Origin of the sequence: Streptomyces glaucus, from assembly GCF_039533365.1 — a bacterium.
Taxonomy (GTDB): Bacteria; Actinomycetota; Actinomycetes; order Streptomycetales; family Streptomycetaceae; genus Streptomyces; species Streptomyces glaucus.
On record NZ_BAAATK010000074.1, the window covers coordinates 1 to 20,971 of the forward strand.

Below are 20,971 nucleotides of genomic sequence, written 5' to 3' on the forward strand. Positions count from 1 at the left end.
ACCCGGCCGAGGCCGCACCCGGCGTCCGGCCCGAGGACCGGCGGACCCTCGCCGCGCACGAGGGCACGCCCCCCGTCCCGCGCCACGCCGCCGCACGCACCGTCGTGGACAAGCCCGGCCTGCCCCGCCGCCGGGCCCGGGAACACCTCGCACCCCAGCTGCGCACGGGCCCGCCGTCCCGCCCGGAACCGGCCGATCCCGCCGGCCACGACCCCGGCCTGATGGCGGCCTTCCGGCGCGGCATCGGCCTCGCCGAGGCCCGGCAGCACCTGGAGCCGGGCCACCCGGAGCCGACGCACCCCGAACCGGCCCCCGCGGACACCCCGCCCCCGGACGTGCCCCGGGACCTGCCCCGCGAGGCGCACCGCACCCGGGACGGCGCGCCCGCGACCGGCCCCGACCACACCCCCCGGCACGACGGGAGCGCACCGGCCGGATGACGGCCTCCGTCCCCGGCCCCGTCCCGAGCGCTCCCGCAGACCCCCGTATCCCAAGGAGTGGACCCACCATGGCGAGCGAAGCACCGACCGCCCAGGTATCCGACCTCGACTGGCTGATGAGCGGCCTCGTGCAGCGCGTGCCGCACACCACCGCCGCGGTGCTGCTGTCCTGCGACGGGCTGGTGAAGTCCGTGCACGGCCTCGACCCGGACAGCGCCGACCACATGGCCGCCCTGGCCTCCGGGCTGTACTCCCTCGGCCGCAGCGCCGGTGTCCGCTTCGGCGACACCGGGGAGGTGCGGCAGGTCGTCGTCGAACTCGACTCGACCCTGCTGTTCGTGACCACCGCCGGCTCCGGCACCTGCCTCGCGGTGCTCGCCGGCCGCGAGGCGGACGCGGCCGTCCTCGGCTACGAGATGGCCATGCTGGTCAAGAGCGTCCGCCCGTACCTGGTGACCGCTCCCCGGCAGCACACCGCCGCGCCCCCGGCGACGAGGCCTTGAGCGCGGCGGCGGCCGACGACGGACCCTGGCTCGACGAAGCGGCCGGACGGCTGGTGCGCCCCTTCACGGCCAGCGACGGCCGCACCCGGCCGACCGTCGCGCTGGACCTGATGACGCAGGTGATGGCCACCGGGGCCACCCCTCTCGGCTACCTCGGCCCCGAACACGCGCAGGCACTCGACCGGTGCCGCGCGCCCGTCCCGGTCGCCGAGGTGGCCGCCCACCTCGCACTGCCGGTGGCGGTCACCAAGGTGCTGCTGTCGGACCTGGTGGACCGCGGGGCGCTCACCACCGAGCCCCCCGCGGTCCACCACCACCCCACGGACCGGGCCCTTCTGGAGGCGGTGCTCGATGCACTACGACGACAGCTGTGACCACGGCGACGGCGCCGACCCCTTCCCCACCGCCCTGAAGATCCTGGTGGCGGGCGGGTTCGGCGTGGGCAAGACCACCTTCGTCGGCGCGGTCAGCGAGATCGCGCCGCTGAGCACGGAGGAACTGCTCACCACGGTCGGCGCCGCGACCGACGACCTCGACGGCGTCGAGAACAAGCGGGAGACGACCGTGGCCATGGACTTTGGCCGCATCACCCTCGACGCGCGGCACGTGCTGTACCTGTTCGGCACGCCCGGCCAGGAACGGTTCCGGTTCCTGTGGGACGAGCTGTGCGAGGGCGCGCTCGGCGCGGTCGTCCTCGCCGACACCCGCCGCCTGGCGGACTCCTTCGCCGCCATCGACTTCTTCGAGCAGCGCGGACTCGCCTTCGTCGTCGCCGTCAACGAGTTCGACGGCGCCCACCGCTACGACCCGCAGGAGGTGCGCGCCGCCCTCGACCTGCCCCCGCAGATCCCCGTCGTGCGCTGCGACGCCCGGCTCTCCAGCTCCGGCGTGCAGACCCTGCTGACCCTCGTCCGCCATCTCATCGCCCGCACGCCGGCCCCCGCGACGGGCCACGGCGTCCCCCGGTGACCCGCACACCGCCACGGAGCCGCACAGGCGTCAGGTCCGCCACGCCCCCGGCGACGGAGCCCGCCCATGAGCCACGACCCGCCGCGCCCGGCCGGTCGCCTGCTGCTCACGCCCGCGGACGGGGAGGCCCCCGCCCGCGTCCGGCGACTGCGCCGGCTCGGCCCGGGCCGGCGCCCGGAGCCCGCCCTCGACGCCTTCGCGGACCGCCTCGCCGCGCGGACCGAGGCGCCGTACGCCGTGGTCGACCTCCCCGACGGCACCGGGCAGTTCCGCGCGGGCCTGCACACGCCGGGCGGCGCCGGCCGCACCGCGAGCGCCCGGGACGCCCGGCACGCCAAGCCCGCGCCGGGCACGCCCGCGTCGGGCCGCCGGCTGCCACGGGAGTACGGCTTCTGCCCCCATGTGAGGGCCCGCCGCAAGGCGCTGGTCCTGGAGGACGTCCGCGACTACCCGCGGTTCGCGGGCAACCCGGTCGCCGACGAGTGCGGCGTCCGGTCCCATCCGGGCGCGCCCCCGATCGACGGCACGGGGATCGTGCCGGGCACGGTGTGCGTCGCCGACGTGGAGCCGCGGCCGTGGGGCCGGGCCGGCCTGGAGACCGTCAAGGCGACGGCGGCGGACCTGGCGGCGCGGCTGGAGCAGCCGGCCGACGGGTTCCCGCTCCGACGGCACCCGCGGCCGTACGCGGGCGGGGCGTGCGCGGGCGGGCCGTGCGCGGGCGGGGCGTGAAGGAAAGCTGCGGCGCCGGTTAAGAAAACCTCGATGGACCCGGGGCGGCGGCGTACGGCAGATTGCTTCCGATTCCACCGCTCTCCCCGGTCGCGGGCCGCTTCGGCCCGCCCTGCCGCCGGGGTCCCACCCCGTCAGGAGCCGTAGCGTTGAAGGCGCTGGTCAAACAGAAGGCGGAGCCCGGGCTCCGGCTGGCGGACGTCCCCGAGCCCGCCGTCGGACCCGGCGACGTACTGATCAAGGTGCTGCGGACCGGTATCTGCGGCACCGATCTGCACATCCGGGCCTGGGACGGCTGGGCGCGGCAGACGATCCGCACCCCGCTGGTGGTCGGACACGAGTTCGTCGGGGAGGTCGTCGAGACCGGGCGGGACGTCACCGACGTCGAGGCGGGCGACCGGGTCAGCGGCGAGGGCCACCTGGTGTGCGGCAAGTGCCGCAACTGCCTGGCCGGACGCCGGCACCTGTGCCGGGCCACGGTCGGCCTCGGCGTGGGCCGGGACGGCGCCTTCGCCGAGTACGTCGCCCTGCCCGCCGCCAATGTGTGGGTGCACCGGGTGCCCGTCGACCTCGACATCGCCGCGATCTTCGACCCGTTCGGCAACGCCGTGCACACCGCCCTGTCCTTCCCGCTCGTCGGCGAGGACGTCCTGATCACCGGCGCCGGGCCGATCGGGCTGATGGCCGCCGCCGTCGCCCGGCACGCCGGCGCGCGGAACGTGGTGATCACCGACGTGAGCGAGGAACGGCTGGAACTGGCCCGCAAGATCGGCGTGAGTCTCGCGCTGAACGTGTCGCGGGCGGCCATCGCCGACGGGCAGCGGGAACTCGGCCTGCGCGAGGGTTTCGACGTCGGCCTGGAGATGTCCGGCCGCCCCGAGGCGCTGCGCGACATGATCGCCAACATGACCCACGGCGGGCGCATCGCGATGCTCGGCCTGCCGACGGAGGAGTTCCCCGTCGACTGGGCCCGGATCGTCACCTCGATGATCACCCTCAAGGGCATCTACGGCCGGGAGATGTTCGAGACCTGGTACGCGATGTCGGTGCTGCTGGAGGGCGGTCTCGACCTCGCCCCCGTGATCACCGGCCGGTACGGCTACCGCGACTTCGAGGCGGCCTTCGAGGACGCGGCGAGCGGACGCGGCGGCAAGGTCGTCCTCGACTGGACCGCGTGACCCCCTACAGCTCAGGAGCTTTGGAATGTTCGACTCCGTGCGCGACGACCTGCGCGCCGCCCTCGACGAGATCCGCGCCGCCGGCCTGCACAAGCCCGAACGCGTGATCGACACCCCGCAGTCCGCGACCGTCCGCGTCACCGCCGGTGGCCGCCCGGGCGAGGTGCTCAACTTCTGCGCCAACAACTACCTCGGCCTCGCCGACCACCCCGAGGTCCTCGCCGCCGCCCACCGGGCGCTGGACCGCTGGGGCTACGGCATGGCGTCCGTGCGCTTCATCTGCGGCACCCAGGAGGTGCACAAGGAACTGGAGGCCCGGCTGTCGGCCTTCCTGGGCCAGGAGGACACCATCCTGTACTCCTCCTGCTTCGACGCCAACGGCGGCGTCTTCGAGACCCTGCTGGGCCCGGAGGACGCGGTGATCTCCGACGCGCTCAACCACGCCTCGATCATCGACGGCATCCGGCTGTCCAAGGCCCGCCGCCTCCGCTACGCCAACCGCGACCTGGCCGACCTGGAACGGCAGTTGAAGGACGCCTCCGGCGCGCGCCGGAAGCTGATCGTCACCGACGGCGTCTTCTCCATGGACGGCTACGTGGCGCCGCTGCGGGAGATCTGCGACCTCGCCGACCGCTACGACGCCATGGTCATGGTCGACGACTCGCACGCCGTCGGCTTCGTCGGACCCGGCGGCCGCGGCACGCCCGAACTGCACGGCGTGGCGGACCGCGTCGACATCCTCACCGGCACCCTGGGCAAGGCCCTCGGCGGCGCCTCCGGCGGCTACGTCGCCGCCCGCGCCGAGATCGTCGCCCTGCTGCGCCAGCGCTCGCGGCCGTACCTGTTCTCCAACACCCTCGCCCCGGTGATCGCCGCCGCGTCCCTGAAGGTCCTCGACCTGCTGGAGTCGGCGGACGACCTGCGCGTCCGGCTCGCCGGGAACACCGCCCTGTTCCGCCGCCGGATGACCGAGGAGGGCTTCGACGTCCTCCCCGGCGACCATCCCATCGCGCCGGTGATGATCGGCGACGCGGCGCGGGCCGGACGGATGGCGGAACTGCTGCTGGAACGCGGCGTGTACGTGATCGGCTTCTCCTACCCGGTCGTGCCGCAGGGCCAGGCCCGCATCCGCGTCCAGCTGTCGGCCGCGCACTCCACCGAGGACGTGAACCGCGCGGTGGACGCGTTCGTGGCGGCGCGGAAGGAACTGGGCGACTGACACCGGCCGGGTGGCCGAAAAGCGCCCGCGACCTGAGAGAATCGTTCGCATGATCGAAGCGCGGCGGCTGCACATCCTCCGTGCGGTGGCCGACCACCGCACGGTGACGGCGGCTGCCGCCGCGCTGTACCTGACCCCCTCGGCGGTGTCCCAGCAGCTCACGGCGCTGGAACAGGAGACCGGCCACCGTCTGGTCGAGCGCGGCGCCAAGGGGGTGCGGCTGACCCCGGCCGGCGAGATCCTGCTCGGCCACACCCACGCCGTCCTCGCCCAGCTGGAGCGGGCCGAGGCGGAGCTCGCCGCCTACCGCTCGGGGCGGGCCGGCACGGTCACCGTGGCCTCCTTCGCGACCGGCATCGCGCTGGTCGTCGCGCCCGCGGTGGCCCGCCTCGCCGCGACCTCGCCCGGCATCCGCCTCCGCGTCCAGGACGCCGAGGGCGACGCCAGCCTGCCGATGGTGCTGGACCGGCAGGTCGACGTGGCGGTCGCCGTCGAGTACCGCGGGGCGCCGCCCGCCGACGATCCCCGGCTGACCCACGTCCCGCTGTACGCCGAGCCCTTCGACGCGGTCGTGCCCGTCACCCACCGCCTCGCCGACGCCGGCGAGGTGCCGCTCGCCGAGCTGGCCAAGGACCCGTGGATCGGCCCGTACCCCGGCAACCCCTGCCACGACGTGGTGGTGCTGGCCTGCGAGGCCGCGGGCTTCCAGCCCCGGCTGGAGCACTCCTCGGACGACTTCCGCGCGGTCGTGGCGCTGGCCTCGGCCGACGTGGGCGTGGCCCTCGTCCCGCGCTCCGCGCTGCGCGGCATGGACCTGACCGGCGTGGTGGTCCGCCCGGTCGACGGCGTGGCGCCCACCCGCCGGGTCTTCGCCGCCGTGCGCCGGGGGGCCGAGGGGCATCCGCTGATCCGCCCGGTGCTGGACGCGCTGGGCGAGGCGGCACCGGCGTGAGCGTTCCGTAACCCGGGCGTCTCATGTCCGGGATAAATTCCCGGACATGAGAAACGCCTCGAAGGTTTCGGAGGCCCCGGACTCCGTCGACGCCCGGCTCGGCGCCCGGCTGGCCGAGCTGCGGGCCGAACGCGGCTGGTCGCTGGAGGAGTTGGCGCAGCGCAGCGGAGTGAGCCGGTCCACCCTGTCGCGGGCCGAGCGCGCGGAGACCAGCCCCACCGCCGCGCTGCTCAACCGCCTGTGCGCCGTCCACGGACGGACCATGTCCCAACTGCTCGGCGAGGTCGAGACGCGGCCGGCCCCGCTGGTGCGGGCGGCCGAGCAACCGGTGTGGGAGGACCGGGACTCCGGCTTCGTGCGGCGCTCCGTGTCCCCGCCGCACGCCGGGTTGCGCGGCGAACTCGTCGAGGGGCGGCTCGCCGCGGGCGCCGACATCGCCTACGACCGGCCGCCGGTGCCCGGTCTGGAGCAGCACATCTGGGTCCTGGAAGGCGCCCTGCACGTGACGGCGCAGGACGTCGTGCACCGGCTCGGCGCCGGAGACTGCCTGCGGCTGCGGGTGTGGGGGCCGGTCCGGTTCCGCTGCCCCGGTCCCGCGGGGGCGCGGTACGTGCTGGCGGTGGTGCTGCCGTGACCGTGACCCGCCTGGACGAGGCCCGGTTCCTGGACTCCCTCGACGGCCTGGCCGGCCTGCTCACCGACACCGTGGACGGCGGCGCCTCGGTCGGCTTCCTGGCGCCGCTGGACGGCGCCGAGGCCGTCGCCTGGTGGAAGGAACGGGCCGCCGCGGTCGCCGCCGGGCGGCTCGCCGTGTGGGTGGCGCGCGACGGGGACCGGGTGACCGGCACCGTCGGCCTCGCCTTCGCCGACAAGCCCAACAGCCGCCACCGGGCCGAAATCGTGAAGCTGATGGTGCACCGGGGCGCCCGCGGCCGGGGCCTCGGCCGCGCGCTCCTGGCCACCGCGGAGGAGGCCGCCGCCGCGGCCGGTGTCACGCTGCTCCACCTGGACACCGAGACCGGCAGCCCGGCCGAGCGCCTCTACCGCACCGCCGGGTGGACCCGGGCCGGGGTGATTCCCGACTACGCGGCGGACCCCCGGGGAGTGCTGCGGCCCACGACGCTCTACTACAAGCACGTGGGAACCGGCGCCCCCGGCGGGTGACTGTCGGTGGCGGCGGCTACGGTGCCTGCCATGCCGGATGCCGAAGACGTACGCCGTATCGCCCTGTCCCTGCCGGACACCACGGAGAAGATCGCCTGGAGCATGCCCACGTTCCGGGTCGCGGGGAAGATGTTCGCCACGCTGCCCGAGGACGAGACCTCCATGGCCGTGCGCTGCCCCAAGGAGGAGCGCGACGAACTGGTGCTGGCCGAGCCGGAGAAGTTCTGGATAGCCGGCCACGAGGCCCAGTTCGCCTGGATCAGGGTCCGCCTCGCCGCGCTCGACGGCGAGGACGAACTGCGCGACATCCTCGCCGACTCCTGGCGCCAGGCGGCCCCGTCCCGGCTGCTGGAGGCGCATCCCCGGCTGGGGGTGCCGGCCGCGGGCTGAGAAGCCCCCGGGCGCCGTCCGTGCCCCGCGGCACGGACGGCGCCCGGGGGGCCGGGCCGCCGGCCTCACCGGCGGGCCGCCGCCACCCCGCCCCCGACGAACCCCGCGATCCGCTCCCGCAGCGACCGGGCGTCCAGGCCGTGGGCGGCGACATGCTCCTCGACGCGGCCGTACCGGCGCAGCTCGCGGCGGCCCACGCCCAGGCCCAGCACGCGGTGGGGCACGTCGGACAGGGCGTCGTTCGCGGCGGCCGTCGACGTGCCGGCCAGATACGGCTCGACCAGGACGACGTCCGTCCCGGCGGCCCCGGCGGCCCGGCGCAGCGCGGCGGCGTCGAAGGGCCGGACGGTCGTCGCGTACAGCACGGTGACGTCGAGGCCCTCCGTGGCGGCGAGCACCGCGTCCAGCACCGGCCCGACGGCGACCACCACGCCGGAGCGCCCCTCGCGCACGGCGAGGAACCGCTGCCCGTCGACGGGCAGCCCCCGGCCGTTCGACTGCACGGACAGCCGCACGTACACCTTGTCGTCCCCGGCGGCCACCGCGTGCCGCAGCAGCGCCTCGGCCTCGTCCGGGTGTCCCGGCACGTGCACGGTCCAGCCGTCCAGGGTGTCGAGCAGCGCCACGTCACCGGGCGCCATGTGCGTGTATCCGCCGGCCGGCCAGTCGAAGGACGCGGCGGCGCTCACCAGCACCGCGCCCACGTCCTGATGCCCGAGGTCCAGCTTCACCTGCTCGAACGGCCGCTCGACCAGGAAACTGGCGAAGGTGTGCACGACGGGCCTGAACCCGGTCAGCGCCAGCCCGGCAGCGGCCCCGACGAGGAGCTGCTCGCGGATGCCGACGTCGACGACCCGGTCCGGGTGGCGGCGGTGGGCCTCGGCGAAGGCGTCCCCGCCGATCACGGCGAGGACCACCGCCACGCGCGGATCCTCGTCGAGCAGCCGGGAGACGACAGGGACGAAACGGTCACGCATGGTGTCCATCGGGGGGACCTTCCTGGCGAGCGGGGTGTGAGGGGGGTCAGGCGGACTTCGGTTCCACCCGGGCCACGACCACGTGCGGCCGGCCCGGATGCGGCGCGGTGAAGGCCGCGTACAGCGCCTCGTGGTCGCGGCCGTCGACGGTCACCGCCGACCAGCCCGCCGCCTCGAAGCGGGCCGCGATGCCGCCGGGCAGGGCGTGGCCGGCGGAGGCGTTGTCGACGACGACGGTGTGCAGCCGGTCGAGCCCGGCGGGCCCGGCGAAGGCGATGGCCTCGTGGTTGCTGCCCTCGTCCAGCTCGGCGTCCCCGATCAGCACCCACACCTGCGGGTCGTGCCGCCCCTGGGCGCGCAGTCCCAGCGCCGTCCCGACGGCGATCGGCAGGCCGTGCCCCAGCGAACCGCTGCCGATCTCCACTCCCGGCACCAGGGTGCGGTCGGGGTGGTGGCCGAGCGGGGAGTCGTAGGAGCCGAAGCCGGGGAGCCAGTCGACGGGCAGGTACCCCTTGGCGGCCAGGACGGCGTAGTACGCCATCGGCCCGTGCCCCTTGGAGAGCAGGAACCGGTCCCGCCCGGGATCGTCCGGCCGCTCGGGGCTGCCCCGCAGCACCCGGTCGTAGAGCACCCACAGCACGTCCAGCGTGGACGTCGCGGCCGGGCCGTGTTTCTCGTCGCCGGTCATCAGGCTCATCAGGCCGGGCAGATCGGCGTAGCCGTACGTACGTGCGCCGGGTTCCTCGGTGATCGTCATGCGGACGATCGTGCAACCTCGATCAAACTTGAGGTCAAGGGGTGTGGCGCGGTGGCGTCCCGGGCCGGTGCGGCGGAAACGGGCGCGCGAGCACCGCTTCGAGTGCGGTATTGTTTCCTTCAGCGTTGGGCCAGGGGAAAACCCAGGTCAGACGGGTAACGGGACGTGGCGCAGCTTGGTAGCGCACTTGACTGGGGGTCAAGGGGTCGCAGGTTCAAATCCTGTCGTCCCGACTGTCGAAGTCGCGGATCGGAGGCCGTCCCCTCGAACGGGGGGACGGCCTCCGTCGTGTTCGTACGCGGGACCCGGCCGACCCGTCCGCCGCCCGCGGCGGCGGACCGGCGCGGGTCAGATCACGCAGCCCACATGGGCCAGCGCCTGCTTGAGCAGCACCCCGTGACCGCCCGGCATCTCGCTCTGCACCGCCGGCGACAGGGCCTCCTGCGGGCTGAACCAGACCAGGTCGAGCGCGTCCTGCCGGGGCCGGCAGTCGCCGGTGACCGGGACGACGTAGGCGAGGGACACGGCGTGCTGGCGTGGGTCGTGGTACGGCGTGACGCCCTGCGTCGGGAAGTACTCCGCGACCGTGAAGGGCTGCAGCGAGGCCGGGACGCGGGGCAGCGCCACGGGGCCGAGATCCTTCTCCAGGTGGCGCAGCAGGGCGTCGCGGACGCGTTCGTGGTGCAGCACCCGGCCGGAGACCAGGGTCCGGCTGACCGTTCCGTCGGGTCCGATGCGCAGCAGCAGGCCGACGCTGGTGACTTCGCCGCTGTCGTCCACGCGCACGGGCACCGCCTCGACGTACAGGATCGGCATGCGGGCCCGCACCAGTTCCAGTTCGTCGGTGGTCAGCCAGCCCGGCGTGGTTTCGGTCATGTCAGACATTGCTTGATCATACTTTCAGGCCGTTCCGCCGCGGGGGAGTCGCCCGGCGCCGACTGTGACCTGCCCCACGTCGGCCGGCCGCCGTCGGGAACTGTCCGGAGCGCCGCCGGCCGGCCGCCGTCGGGGGCACCGGTCCGGGCCGTCGCCGGCCGGCCGCCGGGTCCGGCGGGCGCCGTCGCGCCCCGCTCGCCGCGCGATCCGCCGGCCGTTCCCGCTCGGCGTCATCGGGGTGTCCGCCGGGCCGGCGCGGGCGGTTGAGCGTCCCGCGCACGGGGCTCGGCCGGCCCGCGCACCCGGGGCGGGGCGTCGAGGCTCCGGCATCAGGGCTTCACGGCGACCGCGCCGAACTGGGGTACGGGAGCGGCGGCGGGGTCCTCGGCACGCCACTGCGAGCACGACACCAGGCCCGGTTCCAGCAGCTCCAGGCCGTCGAGGAAGGCGGCGACGTCGGCGCGGCCACGGGCGGTGATCGGCGGGGTGGCGTTCTCGTTCCAGAACCGCATGGCGGGTATCTGGCCCTCGCCGCCGAGGTCGGGGTCGAAGGTCGGGTGGGTGAGGACCAGATGGCTGCCGGAGGGGACCGCCGCCATGACCCGGTGGGCGATGTCCCGCGCCTTGTCGGTGTCGAGGACGAAGTTGAGGATGCCCAGCATCATCACCGCGACGGGCCGGCCGAGGTCGAGGGTCCGCGCGGCGCGTTCGAGGAAGGCGTCCGGGTCGTGCACGTCCGCGTCGATGTAGTCGGTGGCCCCCTCGGGGGCGCCGGTCAGCAGGACGCGGGCGTGCGCGAGCACGACGGGGTCGTTGTCGACGTACACGATCCGTGACTCGGGCGCGATGCGCTGGGCTATCTCATGGGTGTTCTCCGCGGTCGGCAGTCCGGTGCCGATGTCGAGGAACTGCCGTATGCCGCGCTCCTCGGCGAGGAACCGCACCGCGCGGCCGAGGAACTCGCGGTCGGCGCGGGCGACGTCCCGGATGACCGGGAACATCCCGGCGACCTGCTCGCCGACCCGCTGGTCGACCTCGTAGTTGTCCTTGCCGCCGATCCAGTAGTTCCACACGCGCGCGTTGTGCGCCACACCGGTGTTCAGCCTCGCGGCCCCGCTCGTCGGGGTGTGGCTCTCGCTCACGTGCCTGCTCCTTCTGGTGCGCCTGCGGCCGTCACCGCCCATTGTGCCGTCCGATGATCACGCTGTCCCGGAAACGGGCGCGGGCGCCGCCCCGTCGGGTGGGGCGGCGCCGGAGCGGGGCGGGGGAGTGCCGGGCGGGGCCCGCTACGCCTTGAGCGGGTCGTGGCCGAGCGTCATCAACCGGTGCCGGCGGCGGGTGTCCTCGGGGGTGCCCTCCGCCACGGGCTCGCCCTCCGGGTCCGTCTGGGCGGTGACCGTGTCCACGACCTTCCGCATCACGCGGATGTCGTCCTCGGTGAGGTCGGTGCGCCGCTTCTGCAGGATCGACAGGACGTGCTGCCCGGTGGGCGTGCCCGCGTTCTCCGGCAGCGGTTCGGTCTCCTCGTCGGCGTCGCGCATCCGCAGCCAGGCCGCGAGCTCCGCCGAGGTCATGTTCACCACGCGGTGGAAGTCCTCCCACAGCGCGTCGAGTTCAAGGGCGTCGGTCATCGGGTGCCTCTTCCGTGCGGGTCGTCGGACGATCCCTCGCGCACGTGCGGCGGCGCGCACGCGCGGTCGTCGGTGCGTACCTGTGCTGCCCGGGTGCCGGTCAGTCGCGCGGCCAGTTCTCCGCGTCGAACATCCAGCGCTGCTTCTCCAGCTCGCCGGTGACGGCGATCAGCAGGTCCTGCGTGACCGGGTCCGGCTTCTCGGTCGCCTCGATGCGCTCGCGCAGCCGCCGGATCGCCTCCTCCAGGGCCTCGACCATCACCTGGACGACGTCCGTGTCGCGCACCCAGCCCTCCTTCGGGCCGGGCAGCTGGAAGCGGGCGGCGACGGTCTCCGGGCGGCCGTCCGGCGCGACGCCGAGCGCCGCGGCGCGCTCCGCCACCGTGTCGGCGAACCCGCGTGCGGTCGAGACCACCTCGTCGAGCTGGAGGTGGATGGAGCGGAACCTCGGTCCCACGATGTTCCAGTGCGCCTGCTTGCCGATCAGTGACAGGCCGAGCATGTCCACCAGGGTGTCCTGGAGCGCGTCGCCGGCGATCCGGCGGGCGTCGTCGGGCAGCGTGCTCTTCACAACCGTCATAGCGCACTTCTCCTTGTCACGTCGTACGGGGGGGTGCGGAGCAGTGCGTCGCGCTCCTCCTCGCAGGTCCCGCCCCACACTCCGGAGGTCTGCCCGCTGCTCAGCGCGAACGTCAGGCACTCGGTGATCACCGGGCAGCGGGAGCAGATCCGCTTGGCGGCCTCGGTGTCCCGCAGCGCCGGTCCCGCCGTGCCCACGGGGAAGAACAACTCGGGGTCCTCGCCCACGCAGGCGGCGCTCCGCAACCACTCCATGGAGGCGCGGGTGCCCAGGGCGAACCTGCGCAAACGCGGCGCGCGGCGGCCCGGGAAGGGGGTCCGGGGCCGCGGAGCAGGGGGCCGCCGGGGTGCTCCGGAGGCGGTGGCGGCCGGGCGGAGCGGGTCCCGGGCCGGCCCGTCGCGTCGGCCGGCGCGCGCCCGTGCCCGCCCGGCGCGGGCGCGGCGCGCCGGGCCCGGCCGGCGGTCCCGGACCGGGCGTCGGCCACGGCTCCCCGGCCGCGTCGGCGGGGGTCCGGGGGCCTTCCCAGGCGGCCGCCGACGGGTCTATAGTCCAAAACTAGCAGTGCTAATTAATCTTGGTCGTGTCCGCCGCCGAGACCAGCCGCCGGCGTCGGCTGTACCGGCGCCGGCCGCCGAGCGACGTCGGTCAGGAGTCCCCTCGTGCGTCCCGTCCACTTCGCGGCCGCCCGCCGCACCCCCATCGGCAAACTGCGCGGCGCCCTGTCCACCGTGCGGCCCGACGACCTCGCCGCCACCGTCGTCCGGGGCCTGGTCGCCGCCGTGCCCGCCCTCGACCCGGCCCGGATCGACGACGTCTACTGGGGCGCCGCCAACCAGGCCGGCGAGGACAACCGCAACGTCGCCCGCATGGCCGCCCTGCTCGCGGGCCTGCCCGAGACCGTGCCCGGCGCCACGGTGAACCGGCTGTGCGCCTCCGGCCTGGAGGCGGTCACCACCGCCGCCCGCACCATCGCCGCGGGCGAGGCCGACATCGTCGTCGCCGGCGGTTCCGAGTCGATGAGCCGCGCCCCCTTCGTCCTGCCCCGCCCCGACGAGGCCCTGCCGCACCGCGTCGAGACCCACGACACCCGGCTCGGCTGGCGCCTGGTCAACCCGGCGATGAAGGACCTGCACGGCCTGCTGTCGATGGGCGAGACGGCGGAGGAGGTCGCCGAGCGGTACGGCATCCCGCGCGAGCGCCAGGACGAGTTCGCGCTGCGCAGCCACCGCCTGGCGGCCGACGCCCGCAGGAACGGCCACTTCGACGACGAGCTCCTGCCGGTCGAACGCCCGGACGGCGTGGTCGTCGACCGCGACGAGTGCGTCCGCGAGGACACCTCGTACGAGAAGCTGGCCAGGCTGAAGCCGGTCTTCCGCGCGGGCGGCACGGTCACCGCGGGCAACGCCTCACCGATGAACGACGGCGCCGCCGGGCTGCTCCTGGTCAGCGAGGAAGCCCTGGCCGACCTCGGCCTGGAGTCGCTCGGCCGCTACGTCGCCGGGGCCTCGGCCGGCGTCCACCCGGACGTCATGGGCATCGGCCCGGTCCCCGCCACCCGCAAGGCGCTGGCGCGCGCCGGGTGGGACGTCGGCGACCTCCAGGAAGCCGAGTTCAACGAGGCGTTCGCGGCCCAGGCCCTCGCCTGCGTGGACCGGCTCGGCATCGACCCGGACCTGGTCAACCCGAGCGGCGGCGCCATCGCCCTCGGCCATCCGCTCGGCTGCTCCGGCGCCCGCATCCTCACCACCCTGCTCCACCGCATGCGCCGCACGGGAGCGGCGCGGGGCCTGGCGACGATGTGCGTCGGCGTGGGGCAGGGAAGCGCGGTACTGGTCGAACGGCCCTAGCACCGCGCGGAACGGCACCCGTACGGCGGTGACAGCGCCGGGCCGGTCCGCCCCGGCGCTCGCGGACGAGGCCGTACCGGCCGGGGCCCGCCCCCGGCGCCGCCACCGCCCGCCGCGCGACCACAGACCCCCACCGCACAGCCGCAGCAAGGAAACGGAGCACCACCCATGGCAACCCTCTCCGTCGCCGTCATCCTCGCCGAGAACGCCCGGCGCCGGCCCGACCGGACGGCCCTCGTCGAAGGCGACCTGCGCCTGACCTTCGCCGAGGTGTGGCGGCGCGCCCTCGCCCAGGCCGGGGCACTGGCCGAACTGGGCGTCCGGCCCGGGGACCGGGTCGCGCTGATGGCGCCCAACACCGCCGAGTTCCCGCAGGCGTACTACGCGATCGCCGCGGCGGGCGGCGTCGTCGTGCCCGTGCACCTGCTGCTGTCGCCGCCGGAGGTCGAGCACGTCCTGACGGACAGCGGGGCGACGCTGCTGCTGTGCCACCCGGCGCAGGCGGAGACCGGCACGGCCGTCGCACGGGCCGCCGGGGTGCGCGTCGTCACGCTGGGCGCCGAGTTCGAGCGGCTCGCCGCGGCCGCCGAGCCGCTGCCGTCGTACGTCACCCGCGACGCCGACGACCCGGCCGTCGTCTTCTACACCAGCGGCACCACCGGCGTCCCCAAGGGCGCCGTGCTCAGCCACTTCAACCTGGTGATGAACGCGACGGTCAACGCCTTCGACGCCAACGACGTCCGCCCCGACGACATCGCCCTCGGCGCGCTGCCGCTGTTCCACGCCTTCGGGCAGACGGTGTCGCTGAACTCCACCTGGCGCGCCGGCGCGACGCTGGTGCTGCTGCCGCGCTTCGACGCGGCGCGGGCGATCGAGCTGATGGTGCGGGAGAAGGTCGACACCTTCCACGGCGTGCCCACCATGTACGTCGCCCTCATCGCCGCCGCGGCCGACGCGGACGAGCTGCCCGACCTGCGGGTGTGCGTCTCCGGCGGCGCCTCCCTGCCCGTCGCCGTGCTGGAGCGGTTCGAGGAAGTGTTCGGGACGAGGATCTACGAGGGGTACGGGCTGTCGGAGACCTCCCCGACGGCGACCGTGAACCAGCCGGTGTTCGGCACCAGGCCCGGCACCATCGGCCACCCCCTGTGGGGCGTCGACGTGGAGATCGCCCGCGCCGAGGCCGAGGACCGCGTCGAACTCCTCCCGCCGGGCGAGCTGGGCGAGGTCGTCGTCCGCGGCCACAACGTCTTCTCCGGCTACCTCGGCCGCCCCGAGGCCACCGCCGAGGCGCTCGTCGACGGCTGGTTCCGCACCGGGGACCTCGGCACCAAGGACGCCGAGGGCTTCCTGCGGATCGTCGACCGCAAGAAGGACGTCATCATCCGCGGCGGCTACAACGTCTATCCGCGCGAGGTCGAGGAGGTCCTGATGCGCCACCCCGGCGTCGCCCAGGCCGCCGTCATCGGCCTGCCCGACGACCTGCACGGCGAGGAGGTGTGCGCGGTGGTCGTGCCCGCCCCGGACGCCGCCGTGGACGCCGCCGGGATCACCGAGTGGTCCCGGCGGCACCTGGGACGCCACAAGTACCCGCGGCGCGTGGAGTTCACCGACGCCCTGCCGCTGGGGCCGAGCATGAAGGTGCTCAAGCGGGAGCTGCGCGCCCGGTACGCCCCCCGCTAGGACCGCCCGGCGGGACGGCCCGCGCGCCGCCGGCCGGGTGGGCATAGCATCGGTCCCCGCATGAACACGATGACGCTGTGGCACATCACCGGCTGGGAGTTCGCCGCGCTCGCCTTCGCGGCCCTGCTCGTCGGCTTCTCCAAGACCGCCGTGAGCGGGGCCAACACGGTCAGCCTCGCCGTCTTCGCGGCGATCCTGCCCGCCCGGGCCTCCACCGGCGTGCTGCTGCCCATCCTGATCGCCGGGGACGTCCTGGCCGTCCTCACCTACCGGCGGCACGCCCACTGGCCCACGCTGTGGCGGCTGTTCCCGGCGGTCGCGGCCGGGGTCGTCGCCGGCACCGTGTTCCTGATGTGGGCGGACGACGCGGTCGTGCGCACCTCGATCGGCGCGATCCTGCTGCTGATGGCCGCGGTGACGCCGTGGCGCCGCCGGACGGCCGAGGCGGCGGACGAACCGGACGCGGTCACCACCCGCGCGGGCCGCGTCAAGGCCCGCGCCTACGGCGTCCTCGGCGGCTTCACCACCATGGTCGCCAACGCGGGCGGCCCGGTGATGTCGATGTACCTCCTCTCCGCGGGCTTCCGCAAACTCGGCTTCCTCGGCACGTCGGCCTTCTTCTTCCTGGTCGTCAACGTCTCCAAGCTGCCCTTCAGCGCCGGTCTCGGCCTGATCGACGGCCGTTCGCTGCTCCTGGACGCGGCGCTCGTGGCCTTCGTCGTGCCCGGGGCGCTGCTCGGCGCCTGGGCGGTGAACCGGATCGACCAGCGGCTGTTCGAGCGGCTGGTGATCGCGGCGACGGTCCTGGGCGGTCTGCAGCTGCTGCTGCGCTGACGCCCCGGCGGCGCGGAAGGACCGGCGCGGCAGCCGACGACGTGGTCCGGCGGGCCGCTCACCCCCTGCGGCCCCGGACCCGGCCACCCCGTACGCTCACCCCATGCCCCCGCACGTCCTGATCCTCGGCGGCACCACCGAGGCCCGCCGGCTGGCCGCCGAGCTGGCGGCGCGGCCCGGGGTGCGGGTCACCACCTCGCTCGCGGGGCGGGTGAGCCGGCCGGGGGCGCTCGACGGGGACGTCCGGACCGGCGGCTTCGGCGGGGCGGACGGTCTGGCCGCGTGGCTGCGGGAGCGGCACGTGGACGCCCTGGTCGACGCCACGCACCCCTTCGCCGAGTCGATCACGGCGAACGCGGCGCGGGCCGCGGCGGCGACCGGCGTGCCCGCGGTGGTCCTGCGCCGCCCGGGCTGGCGGCCCGGCCCCGGGGACCGCTGGCACCCCGTCGCGTCCCTGGCCGCCGCCGCGGAGCTGCTGCCGCGCCTGGGCCGCCGGGTGCTGCTGACCACGGGCCGCCTGGGGCTGGCCGCCTTCGCGCACCTGACGGGACTCCACTTCGTCGCGCGGTCCGTGGAACCCCCCGAGCCGCCGATGCCGCCGGACACGCACGTGCTGCTGGCGCGCGGCCCGTTCACCGTGGCCGGCGAGACGGAGCTGCTGCGCGGACACCGCATCGACGTGCTGGTCACCAAGGACAGCGGGGGACGGGCCACGGCGGCCAAGCTGACGGCCGCCCGCGACCTCGGCCTGCCGGTGGTGGTGGTGCGCCGCCCGCCGCTGCCGGCGGGCGTCACCGCGGTGCCCGACGTGGCGGGCGTCCTGGAGCGGCTCGGCCTCACCCCGCCGTGACCGGGGCGCGGACGCGGTCGCCGGCGCGCGGCACCCCGTCCCGGTTCCCGGCCCCCACGCCACCGGGCCCGGGAAGCCGCACCCGGTCCGCGGGGGCCGCGGAAGCGGGCGGGTGCGGGAGACACGCCGCGAGTACGGCGGCGGGCCGGCACGCCCCGCAGCCGGATTCCCGCGCCCGGCGTCCACGGCACGGCCGCGCGCCGGGCCGGCCGGATCAGTCCCGCGGACGCCGGCGCAGCAGGTACGTGTCCATGATCCAGCCCTTGCGCTCCCGGGCCTCGGCGCGCAGCCGCTCGATGCGGGGCGCGGCCTCGGCGATCGGGCCGGAGACGAGGATCTCGTCGGGGGTGCCTATGTAGGCGCCCCAGTAGATGTCGATGTCCTCGTCGGCGTACCGCCGGAAGGCCTGGTGGGCGTCGAGCATCACCACCACGTCGTCCACCCCCTCGGGCAGGCCCTCCGCGAGCCGCCGGCCCGTGGTGATCTGGACCGGCCGGGCCACCCGGTTCAGGCCCGTGCGGTGCCGGGCGACGAGCGCGGAGACGCTGCTGATGCCGGGCACGACGTCGTACTCGAACGCCACCGTGCCGCGGGCCAGGACCTCCTCCAGGATCCCGAGCGTGCTGTCGTACAGCGCCGGGTCGCCCCACACCAGGAACGCGCCGCTGCCGTCCTCGCCCAGCTCCTCGGCGATCAGCCGCTCGTAGACGTCGGCGCGGGCGCTGCGCCAGTCCCCGACGGCCGGCGAGTACGCCGCGCCGCCCGCGCCCCGGTCCCGCTCCGGGTCGCGCGCCTCGACCACGCGGTACGTCCCCTCGGGCAGATGCGCGTCGAGCATGTCCCGGCGCAGCCGCACGAGGTCCGCCTTCACCTCGCCCTTGTCCAGGACGAAGAACACGTCCGTGCTCCGCAGCGCCTTGACCGCCTGCAGGGTCAGCTGGTCGGGGTCGCCCGCGCCGATACCGATGACATGAATCTTTCGCACCCCCCGAGTCTGCCGCACGCCACCGGCGGCCGGCGCACCGCGCCCGGCCGAGCGGCGCCGGACGCCCCGCCGCACGGTGCCGCAGCCGCCGCCCGCGCCGGGACCCCGTCAGGACGGCCCCGTCACGGCGCTTTCCGCAACCGCGGCGCCCGCGCCCCCGCGTCCACGGCCCCGCCGCCCCGCTCGACCTCCTCCGCGAGCTGTCGCGCCCAGGCGACGACGCCCGCGAGATCCATCCCGTACGGCCGCGGCCGGCCCGAGGCCGACGCCCAGTCCTCGGCGGCACCGGCCCCGCGCCGCAGCAGCCGGGCGCCGCCCGTGGCGTTCCCCCGGGCCGCGTGCGTGAGCCCCACGGCGAGCTGGGCGAGGCCCCGCCACAGTCCGCGCTCCTCCTCGGGGCCCGACTTCCACGCGTCCTCGAACACCTCGTGCGCGTGGAACGGCCTGCCCCGGTCCAGCAGCCGCTGCGCCTCGGCGACCGTCTCCCCGGGGGTGCGCACGACGCCCTCGGGCTGCCGGGGCACGCCGTCCGCGCCGTACGGCAGGGGCCGCCCGAGCCCGTCCCGCGGCCGGGCGTTGCGCGCCCGCCCCTCGCTGTCGCGGTCCCGCGCGCCCACCGGCCGTCCTGAGGATGTGCTGCTGCCCATACCCCGATTGTCCCGCCTTCCCCGTCCCCTTTCTGCGCGGCCCGGGGCGTGCGGTAAAGTGCTGTTCGCGCGATCACGCGGTTTCACCGCGCGGGGGCGCATCGGGACGTGGCGCAGCTTGGTAGCGCACTTGACTGGGGGTCAAGGGGTCGCAGGTTCAAATCCTGTCGTCCCGACTCGTCGCAGGACGGTCGAAGGCCGTACCGGAGCATTCCGGTACGGCCTTCGACCGTTGCGGGGGCCGGTCCGCGGGCCCGCCGCGGCGCGCCGCTCCGTCTTTGTCCGGAAGGCGCCGGGCGGAGCGGCACGGCCGCACCTCCTCGCCCTCGCGTCCCACGCCTCGCCGCAGGAAATGCGCCACCTCGATACGGAAGTGGCGCAATCGAATGTTGCCGTCTTGTTTCCCGGCGCGCAGCCTGGGCCGTGCGGGAGCGCTCCCATCCTCGGCCCCCACCACCCCCGGGACGCTCCCGCAAGCATCCGGAGAGCGAACCCCCCCCCACGTCCGGGAGAAGAGACCATGATCTGTCATGATCACATCAGAAACATCCGGCTGCGGCTCACCCTCGTCCTGGGCGTGGTCGCGGCGGCGCTCCTCGCACTGATCCCCGGGAGCGGCACCGCCAGCGCCCACGGCTCGGTCGTCAACCCGGCCTCCCGCAACTACGGCTGCTGGCTCCGCTGGGGCAGCGACTTCCAGAACCCGGCCATGGCCCAGCAGGACCCCATGTGCTGGCAGGCATGGCAGGACGACACCAACGCCATGTGGAACTGGAACGGCCTGTACCGCAACGGTTCGGCCGGCAACTTCCAGGCCGTCATCCCCGACGGGCAACTGTGCAGCGGCGGCCGTACCGAGAACGGGCGCTACAACTCGCTGGACGCGGTGGGCCCCTGGAAGACCACGGACGTCGGCAGCGACTTCACCGTGCAGCTGCACGACCAGGCCGGCCACGGCGCGGACTACTTCCTGGTCTACGTCTCGCGCCAGGGCTACGACCCCACCACCCAGCCGCTGAAGTGGAGCGACCTGCAACTGGTCGCCCGCACCGGCAAGTACGCCCCGAGCCAGAACTACTCGATCCCCGTGAGCACCTCGGGCCTCAGCGGCCGCCACGTCGTCTACACGATCTGGCAGGCGTCGCACATGGACCAGACCTACTTCCTGTGCAGTGACGTGAACTTCCGCTGACCCGCCCCACGGCTCGTCAGATCCCCGCCGGAGCAGGGCCGCCGGCGGGGACACGGCGGTCAGGCCTCCCCGCCCCGGCCCTCCCGAGGCGCCTCCACCAGGGGCGGTTCCCCGCGGGGCGCGGTCAGCGCGTGCCGCAGCGCGGCGGCGTTGTCCCGGCCGATGCGGTCGGAGAGGACACCCTCGATGACGGCGAGGGCCGCCTGCGCGCGCCGGTGGACGCGGGCGCCCTCCGCGGTGGTGCGGATCAGGCGGTTGCGCGCCGAGGCGGGGTCCGGGATCTGCTCCAGCAGGCCGAGGGTGAGCAGACCGTGAACGGCCTGGTGGGCGGTCTGCCGGGTGACGCCGAGGCGGCGCGAGAGCTCGGCGACCGTCGTGCCCTCCGCGTCCAGACGGGCGAAGATCTGGCCCTGGGCGACGGTCAGCGGCTGCTCGCCCGCCGCGCGCATGCTCGCCATGAGCGAGTCGTCGAACCAGCGCTTGGCGTCGGCCAGCAGCAGGGGCATGTTCGGTGCGGGTCGGGTCATGACTCCTCGGGTTGCTCGGGCCCCGAGCATACGAGCCGGGGCGC

General features: G+C 75.0%; 25 protein-coding genes, 2 tRNA genes and 1 pseudogene. 18 read left to right on the forward strand and 10 right to left on the reverse strand.

Annotated elements, in window-relative coordinates:
* The 11 genes and pseudogenes from ABD363_RS30320 to ABD363_RS30370 all read left to right on the forward strand — a co-directional run.
* Positions 1-440: pseudogene (locus ABD363_RS30320) on the forward strand (ATP-binding protein); the annotation flags it as partial.
* Between the two features lie 68 nt (positions 441-508).
* A complete protein-coding gene (locus ABD363_RS30325) occupies positions 509-943 on the forward strand; it encodes a roadblock/LC7 domain-containing protein (protein ID WP_344609366.1) in 435 nt (144 codons plus the stop codon).
* Positions 940-1,317: a DUF742 domain-containing protein gene (locus ABD363_RS30330; protein ID WP_344609368.1), complete on the forward strand. Its 378-nt coding sequence runs from the start codon at positions 940-942 to the stop codon at positions 1,315-1,317. The genes ABD363_RS30325 and ABD363_RS30330 overlap by 4 nt, the downstream gene beginning before the upstream one ends.
* On the forward strand, positions 1,295-1,912 hold the full coding sequence (locus ABD363_RS30335) for a GTP-binding protein (RefSeq protein ID WP_344609370.1): 618 nt from the start codon (positions 1,295-1,297) through the stop codon (positions 1,910-1,912). The genes ABD363_RS30330 and ABD363_RS30335 overlap by 23 nt, the downstream gene beginning before the upstream one ends.
* Before the next feature lie 66 nt (positions 1,913-1,978).
* Positions 1,979-2,641 (forward strand): GAF domain-containing protein, encoded by a 663-nt coding sequence (locus tag ABD363_RS30340; RefSeq protein ID WP_344609372.1) that lies wholly within the window; start codon positions 1,979-1,981, stop codon positions 2,639-2,641.
* A gap of 149 nt (positions 2,642-2,790) precedes the next feature.
* Positions 2,791-3,819, forward strand: coding sequence for an L-threonine 3-dehydrogenase (gene tdh, locus ABD363_RS30345; protein ID WP_344609374.1), 1,029 nt, complete (start codon positions 2,791-2,793; stop codon positions 3,817-3,819).
* A 25-nt stretch (positions 3,820-3,844) separates the two neighbouring features.
* Entirely contained in the window at positions 3,845-5,038 is a 1,194-nt protein-coding gene (locus ABD363_RS30350) for a glycine C-acetyltransferase (RefSeq protein WP_344609376.1), read from the forward strand.
* A 49-nt stretch (positions 5,039-5,087) separates the two neighbouring features.
* Positions 5,088-5,990 (forward strand): LysR family transcriptional regulator, encoded by a 903-nt coding sequence (locus tag ABD363_RS30355; RefSeq protein WP_344609378.1) that lies wholly within the window; start codon positions 5,088-5,090, stop codon positions 5,988-5,990.
* A 46-nt stretch (positions 5,991-6,036) separates the two neighbouring features.
* Positions 6,037-6,624 (forward strand): helix-turn-helix domain-containing protein, encoded by a 588-nt coding sequence (locus ABD363_RS30360; protein WP_344609380.1) that lies wholly within the window; start codon positions 6,037-6,039, stop codon positions 6,622-6,624.
* A complete protein-coding gene (locus tag ABD363_RS30365) occupies positions 6,621-7,154 on the forward strand; it encodes a GNAT family N-acetyltransferase (protein ID WP_344609382.1) in 534 nt (177 codons plus the stop codon). Before ABD363_RS30360 ends, ABD363_RS30365 begins: the two co-directional genes overlap by 4 nt.
* 30 nt (positions 7,155-7,184) lie before the next feature.
* Entirely contained in the window at positions 7,185-7,544 is a 360-nt protein-coding gene (locus ABD363_RS30370; RefSeq protein ID WP_344609384.1) for an MmcQ/YjbR family DNA-binding protein, read from the forward strand.
* Between the two features lie 65 nt (positions 7,545-7,609).
* On the opposite strand, the gene ABD363_RS30375 is transcribed toward ABD363_RS30370, so the two are convergent.
* Together ABD363_RS30375 and ABD363_RS30380 are read right to left on the reverse strand one after the other, a co-directional pair.
* Entirely contained in the window at positions 7,610-8,530 is a 921-nt protein-coding gene (locus ABD363_RS30375) for a transketolase family protein (protein WP_344609386.1), read from the reverse strand.
* Between the two features lie 37 nt (positions 8,531-8,567).
* Entirely contained in the window at positions 8,568-9,278 is a 711-nt protein-coding gene (locus ABD363_RS30380) for a transketolase (RefSeq protein ID WP_344609388.1), read from the reverse strand.
* A 159-nt stretch (positions 9,279-9,437) separates the two neighbouring features.
* Here ABD363_RS30380 and ABD363_RS30385 point away from each other — a divergent pair.
* Positions 9,438-9,511, forward strand: a tRNA-Pro gene (locus ABD363_RS30385).
* A 115-nt stretch (positions 9,512-9,626) separates the two neighbouring features.
* Here the strand turns inward: ABD363_RS30385 and ABD363_RS30390 are convergent.
* From ABD363_RS30390 to ABD363_RS30410, 5 genes are all read right to left on the reverse strand, one after another.
* Positions 9,627-10,154, reverse strand: a complete 528-nt coding sequence (locus tag ABD363_RS30390) for an NUDIX hydrolase family protein (protein WP_344609414.1) — start codon at positions 10,152-10,154, stop codon at positions 9,627-9,629.
* 329 nt (positions 10,155-10,483) lie between these two features.
* Entirely contained in the window at positions 10,484-11,296 is an 813-nt protein-coding gene (locus ABD363_RS30395) for an SAM-dependent methyltransferase (protein ID WP_344609390.1), read from the reverse strand.
* A 144-nt stretch (positions 11,297-11,440) separates the two neighbouring features.
* The gene (locus tag ABD363_RS30400) at positions 11,441-11,785 is read right to left on the reverse strand and encodes a DUF3140 domain-containing protein (RefSeq protein ID WP_344609392.1); all 345 of its coding nucleotides are present in this window, start codon (positions 11,783-11,785) and stop codon (positions 11,441-11,443) included.
* A gap of 100 nt (positions 11,786-11,885) precedes the next feature.
* Complete coding sequence (locus ABD363_RS30405; RefSeq protein WP_344609394.1) at positions 11,886-12,365, reverse strand: Dps family protein; 480 nt, start codon at positions 12,363-12,365, stop codon at positions 11,886-11,888.
* Positions 12,362-12,619 (reverse strand): WhiB family transcriptional regulator, encoded by a 258-nt coding sequence (locus tag ABD363_RS30410; RefSeq protein ID WP_344609396.1) that lies wholly within the window; start codon positions 12,617-12,619, stop codon positions 12,362-12,364. Before ABD363_RS30410 ends, ABD363_RS30405 begins: the two co-directional genes overlap by 4 nt.
* A 405-nt stretch (positions 12,620-13,024) precedes the next feature.
* On the opposite strand from ABD363_RS30410, the gene ABD363_RS30415 reads away from it, so the two are divergent.
* From ABD363_RS30415 to ABD363_RS30430, 4 genes are all read left to right on the forward strand, one after another.
* Positions 13,025-14,212, forward strand: a complete 1,188-nt coding sequence (locus ABD363_RS30415; protein ID WP_344609398.1) for a thiolase family protein — start codon at positions 13,025-13,027, stop codon at positions 14,210-14,212.
* Positions 14,213-14,380: 168 nt separating this feature from the next.
* Entirely contained in the window at positions 14,381-15,892 is a 1,512-nt protein-coding gene (locus ABD363_RS30420; protein WP_344609400.1) for a long-chain-fatty-acid--CoA ligase, read from the forward strand.
* Positions 15,893-15,952: 60 nt separating this feature from the next.
* A complete protein-coding gene (locus ABD363_RS30425) occupies positions 15,953-16,726 on the forward strand; it encodes a sulfite exporter TauE/SafE family protein (protein WP_344609402.1) in 774 nt (257 codons plus the stop codon).
* Between the two features lie 103 nt (positions 16,727-16,829).
* Positions 16,830-17,576, forward strand: a complete 747-nt coding sequence (locus tag ABD363_RS30430; RefSeq protein WP_344609404.1) for a cobalt-precorrin-6A reductase — start codon at positions 16,830-16,832, stop codon at positions 17,574-17,576.
* A gap of 214 nt (positions 17,577-17,790) precedes the next feature.
* On the opposite strand, the gene cobF is transcribed toward ABD363_RS30430, so the two are convergent.
* Positions 17,791-18,561, reverse strand: coding sequence for a precorrin-6A synthase (deacetylating) (gene cobF / locus ABD363_RS30435; protein WP_344609406.1), 771 nt, complete (start codon positions 18,559-18,561; stop codon positions 17,791-17,793).
* A gap of 122 nt (positions 18,562-18,683) precedes the next feature.
* The gene (locus ABD363_RS30440) at positions 18,684-19,208 is read right to left on the reverse strand and encodes a DUF309 domain-containing protein (RefSeq protein WP_344609408.1); all 525 of its coding nucleotides are present in this window, start codon (positions 19,206-19,208) and stop codon (positions 18,684-18,686) included.
* A gap of 102 nt (positions 19,209-19,310) precedes the next feature.
* Between ABD363_RS30440 and ABD363_RS30445 the strand changes: the two genes are divergently transcribed.
* A tRNA-Pro gene (locus ABD363_RS30445) sits at positions 19,311-19,384 on the forward strand.
* Positions 19,385-19,728: 344 nt separating this feature from the next.
* On the forward strand, positions 19,729-20,400 hold the full coding sequence (locus ABD363_RS30450; RefSeq protein WP_344609410.1) for a lytic polysaccharide monooxygenase auxiliary activity family 9 protein: 672 nt from the start codon (positions 19,729-19,731) through the stop codon (positions 20,398-20,400).
* Between the two features lie 59 nt (positions 20,401-20,459).
* Here the strand turns inward: ABD363_RS30450 and ABD363_RS30455 are convergent, their stop codons facing one another.
* Positions 20,460-20,927, reverse strand: a complete 468-nt coding sequence (locus ABD363_RS30455; protein WP_344609412.1) for a MarR family winged helix-turn-helix transcriptional regulator — start codon at positions 20,925-20,927, stop codon at positions 20,460-20,462.
* Between the last annotated feature and the right edge of the window lie 44 nt (positions 20,928-20,971).

Excerpts from the sequence above, each read along its gene's own strand:
- ABD363_RS30455 (WP_344609412.1), bottom strand. The coding sequence starts at position 20,927 with ATGACCCGACCCGCACCGAACATGCCCCTGCTGCTGGCCGACGCCAAG.
- ABD363_RS30340 (WP_344609372.1), top strand. The coding sequence starts at position 1,979 with ATGAGCCACGACCCGCCGCGCCCGGCCGGTCGCCTGCTGCTCACGCCC.
- ABD363_RS30420 (WP_344609400.1), top strand. The coding sequence starts at position 14,381 with ATGGCAACCCTCTCCGTCGCCGTCATCCTCGCCGAGAACGCCCGGCGC.
- ABD363_RS30440 (WP_344609408.1), bottom strand. The coding sequence starts at position 19,208 with ATGGGCAGCAGCACATCCTCAGGACGGCCGGTGGGCGCGCGGGACCGC.
- ABD363_RS30375 (WP_344609386.1), bottom strand. The coding sequence starts at position 8,530 with ATGGACACCATGCGTGACCGTTTCGTCCCTGTCGTCTCCCGGCTGCTC.
- ABD363_RS30450 (WP_344609410.1), top strand. The coding sequence starts at position 19,729 with ATGATCTGTCATGATCACATCAGAAACATCCGGCTGCGGCTCACCCTC.
- ABD363_RS30425 (WP_344609402.1), top strand. The coding sequence starts at position 15,953 with ATGAACACGATGACGCTGTGGCACATCACCGGCTGGGAGTTCGCCGCG.
- ABD363_RS30405 (WP_344609394.1), bottom strand. The coding sequence starts at position 12,365 with ATGACGGTTGTGAAGAGCACGCTGCCCGACGACGCCCGCCGGATCGCC.
- ABD363_RS30400 (WP_344609392.1), bottom strand. The coding sequence starts at position 11,785 with ATGACCGACGCCCTTGAACTCGACGCGCTGTGGGAGGACTTCCACCGC.
- ABD363_RS30410 (WP_344609396.1), bottom strand. The coding sequence starts at position 12,619 with ATGGAGTGGTTGCGGAGCGCCGCCTGCGTGGGCGAGGACCCCGAGTTG.
- ABD363_RS30430 (WP_344609404.1), top strand. The coding sequence starts at position 16,830 with ATGCCCCCGCACGTCCTGATCCTCGGCGGCACCACCGAGGCCCGCCGG.
- ABD363_RS30325 (WP_344609366.1), top strand. The coding sequence starts at position 509 with ATGGCGAGCGAAGCACCGACCGCCCAGGTATCCGACCTCGACTGGCTG.
- ABD363_RS30350 (WP_344609376.1), top strand. The coding sequence starts at position 3,845 with ATGTTCGACTCCGTGCGCGACGACCTGCGCGCCGCCCTCGACGAGATC.
- ABD363_RS30335 (WP_344609370.1), top strand. The coding sequence starts at position 1,295 with ATGCACTACGACGACAGCTGTGACCACGGCGACGGCGCCGACCCCTTC.
- ABD363_RS30390 (WP_344609414.1), bottom strand. The coding sequence starts at position 10,154 with ATGACCGAAACCACGCCGGGCTGGCTGACCACCGACGAACTGGAACTG.
- ABD363_RS30360 (WP_344609380.1), top strand. The coding sequence starts at position 6,037 with ATGAGAAACGCCTCGAAGGTTTCGGAGGCCCCGGACTCCGTCGACGCC.
- ABD363_RS30370 (WP_344609384.1), top strand. The coding sequence starts at position 7,185 with ATGCCGGATGCCGAAGACGTACGCCGTATCGCCCTGTCCCTGCCGGAC.
- ABD363_RS30355 (WP_344609378.1), top strand. The coding sequence starts at position 5,088 with ATGATCGAAGCGCGGCGGCTGCACATCCTCCGTGCGGTGGCCGACCAC.
- ABD363_RS30380 (WP_344609388.1), bottom strand. The coding sequence starts at position 9,278 with ATGACGATCACCGAGGAACCCGGCGCACGTACGTACGGCTACGCCGAT.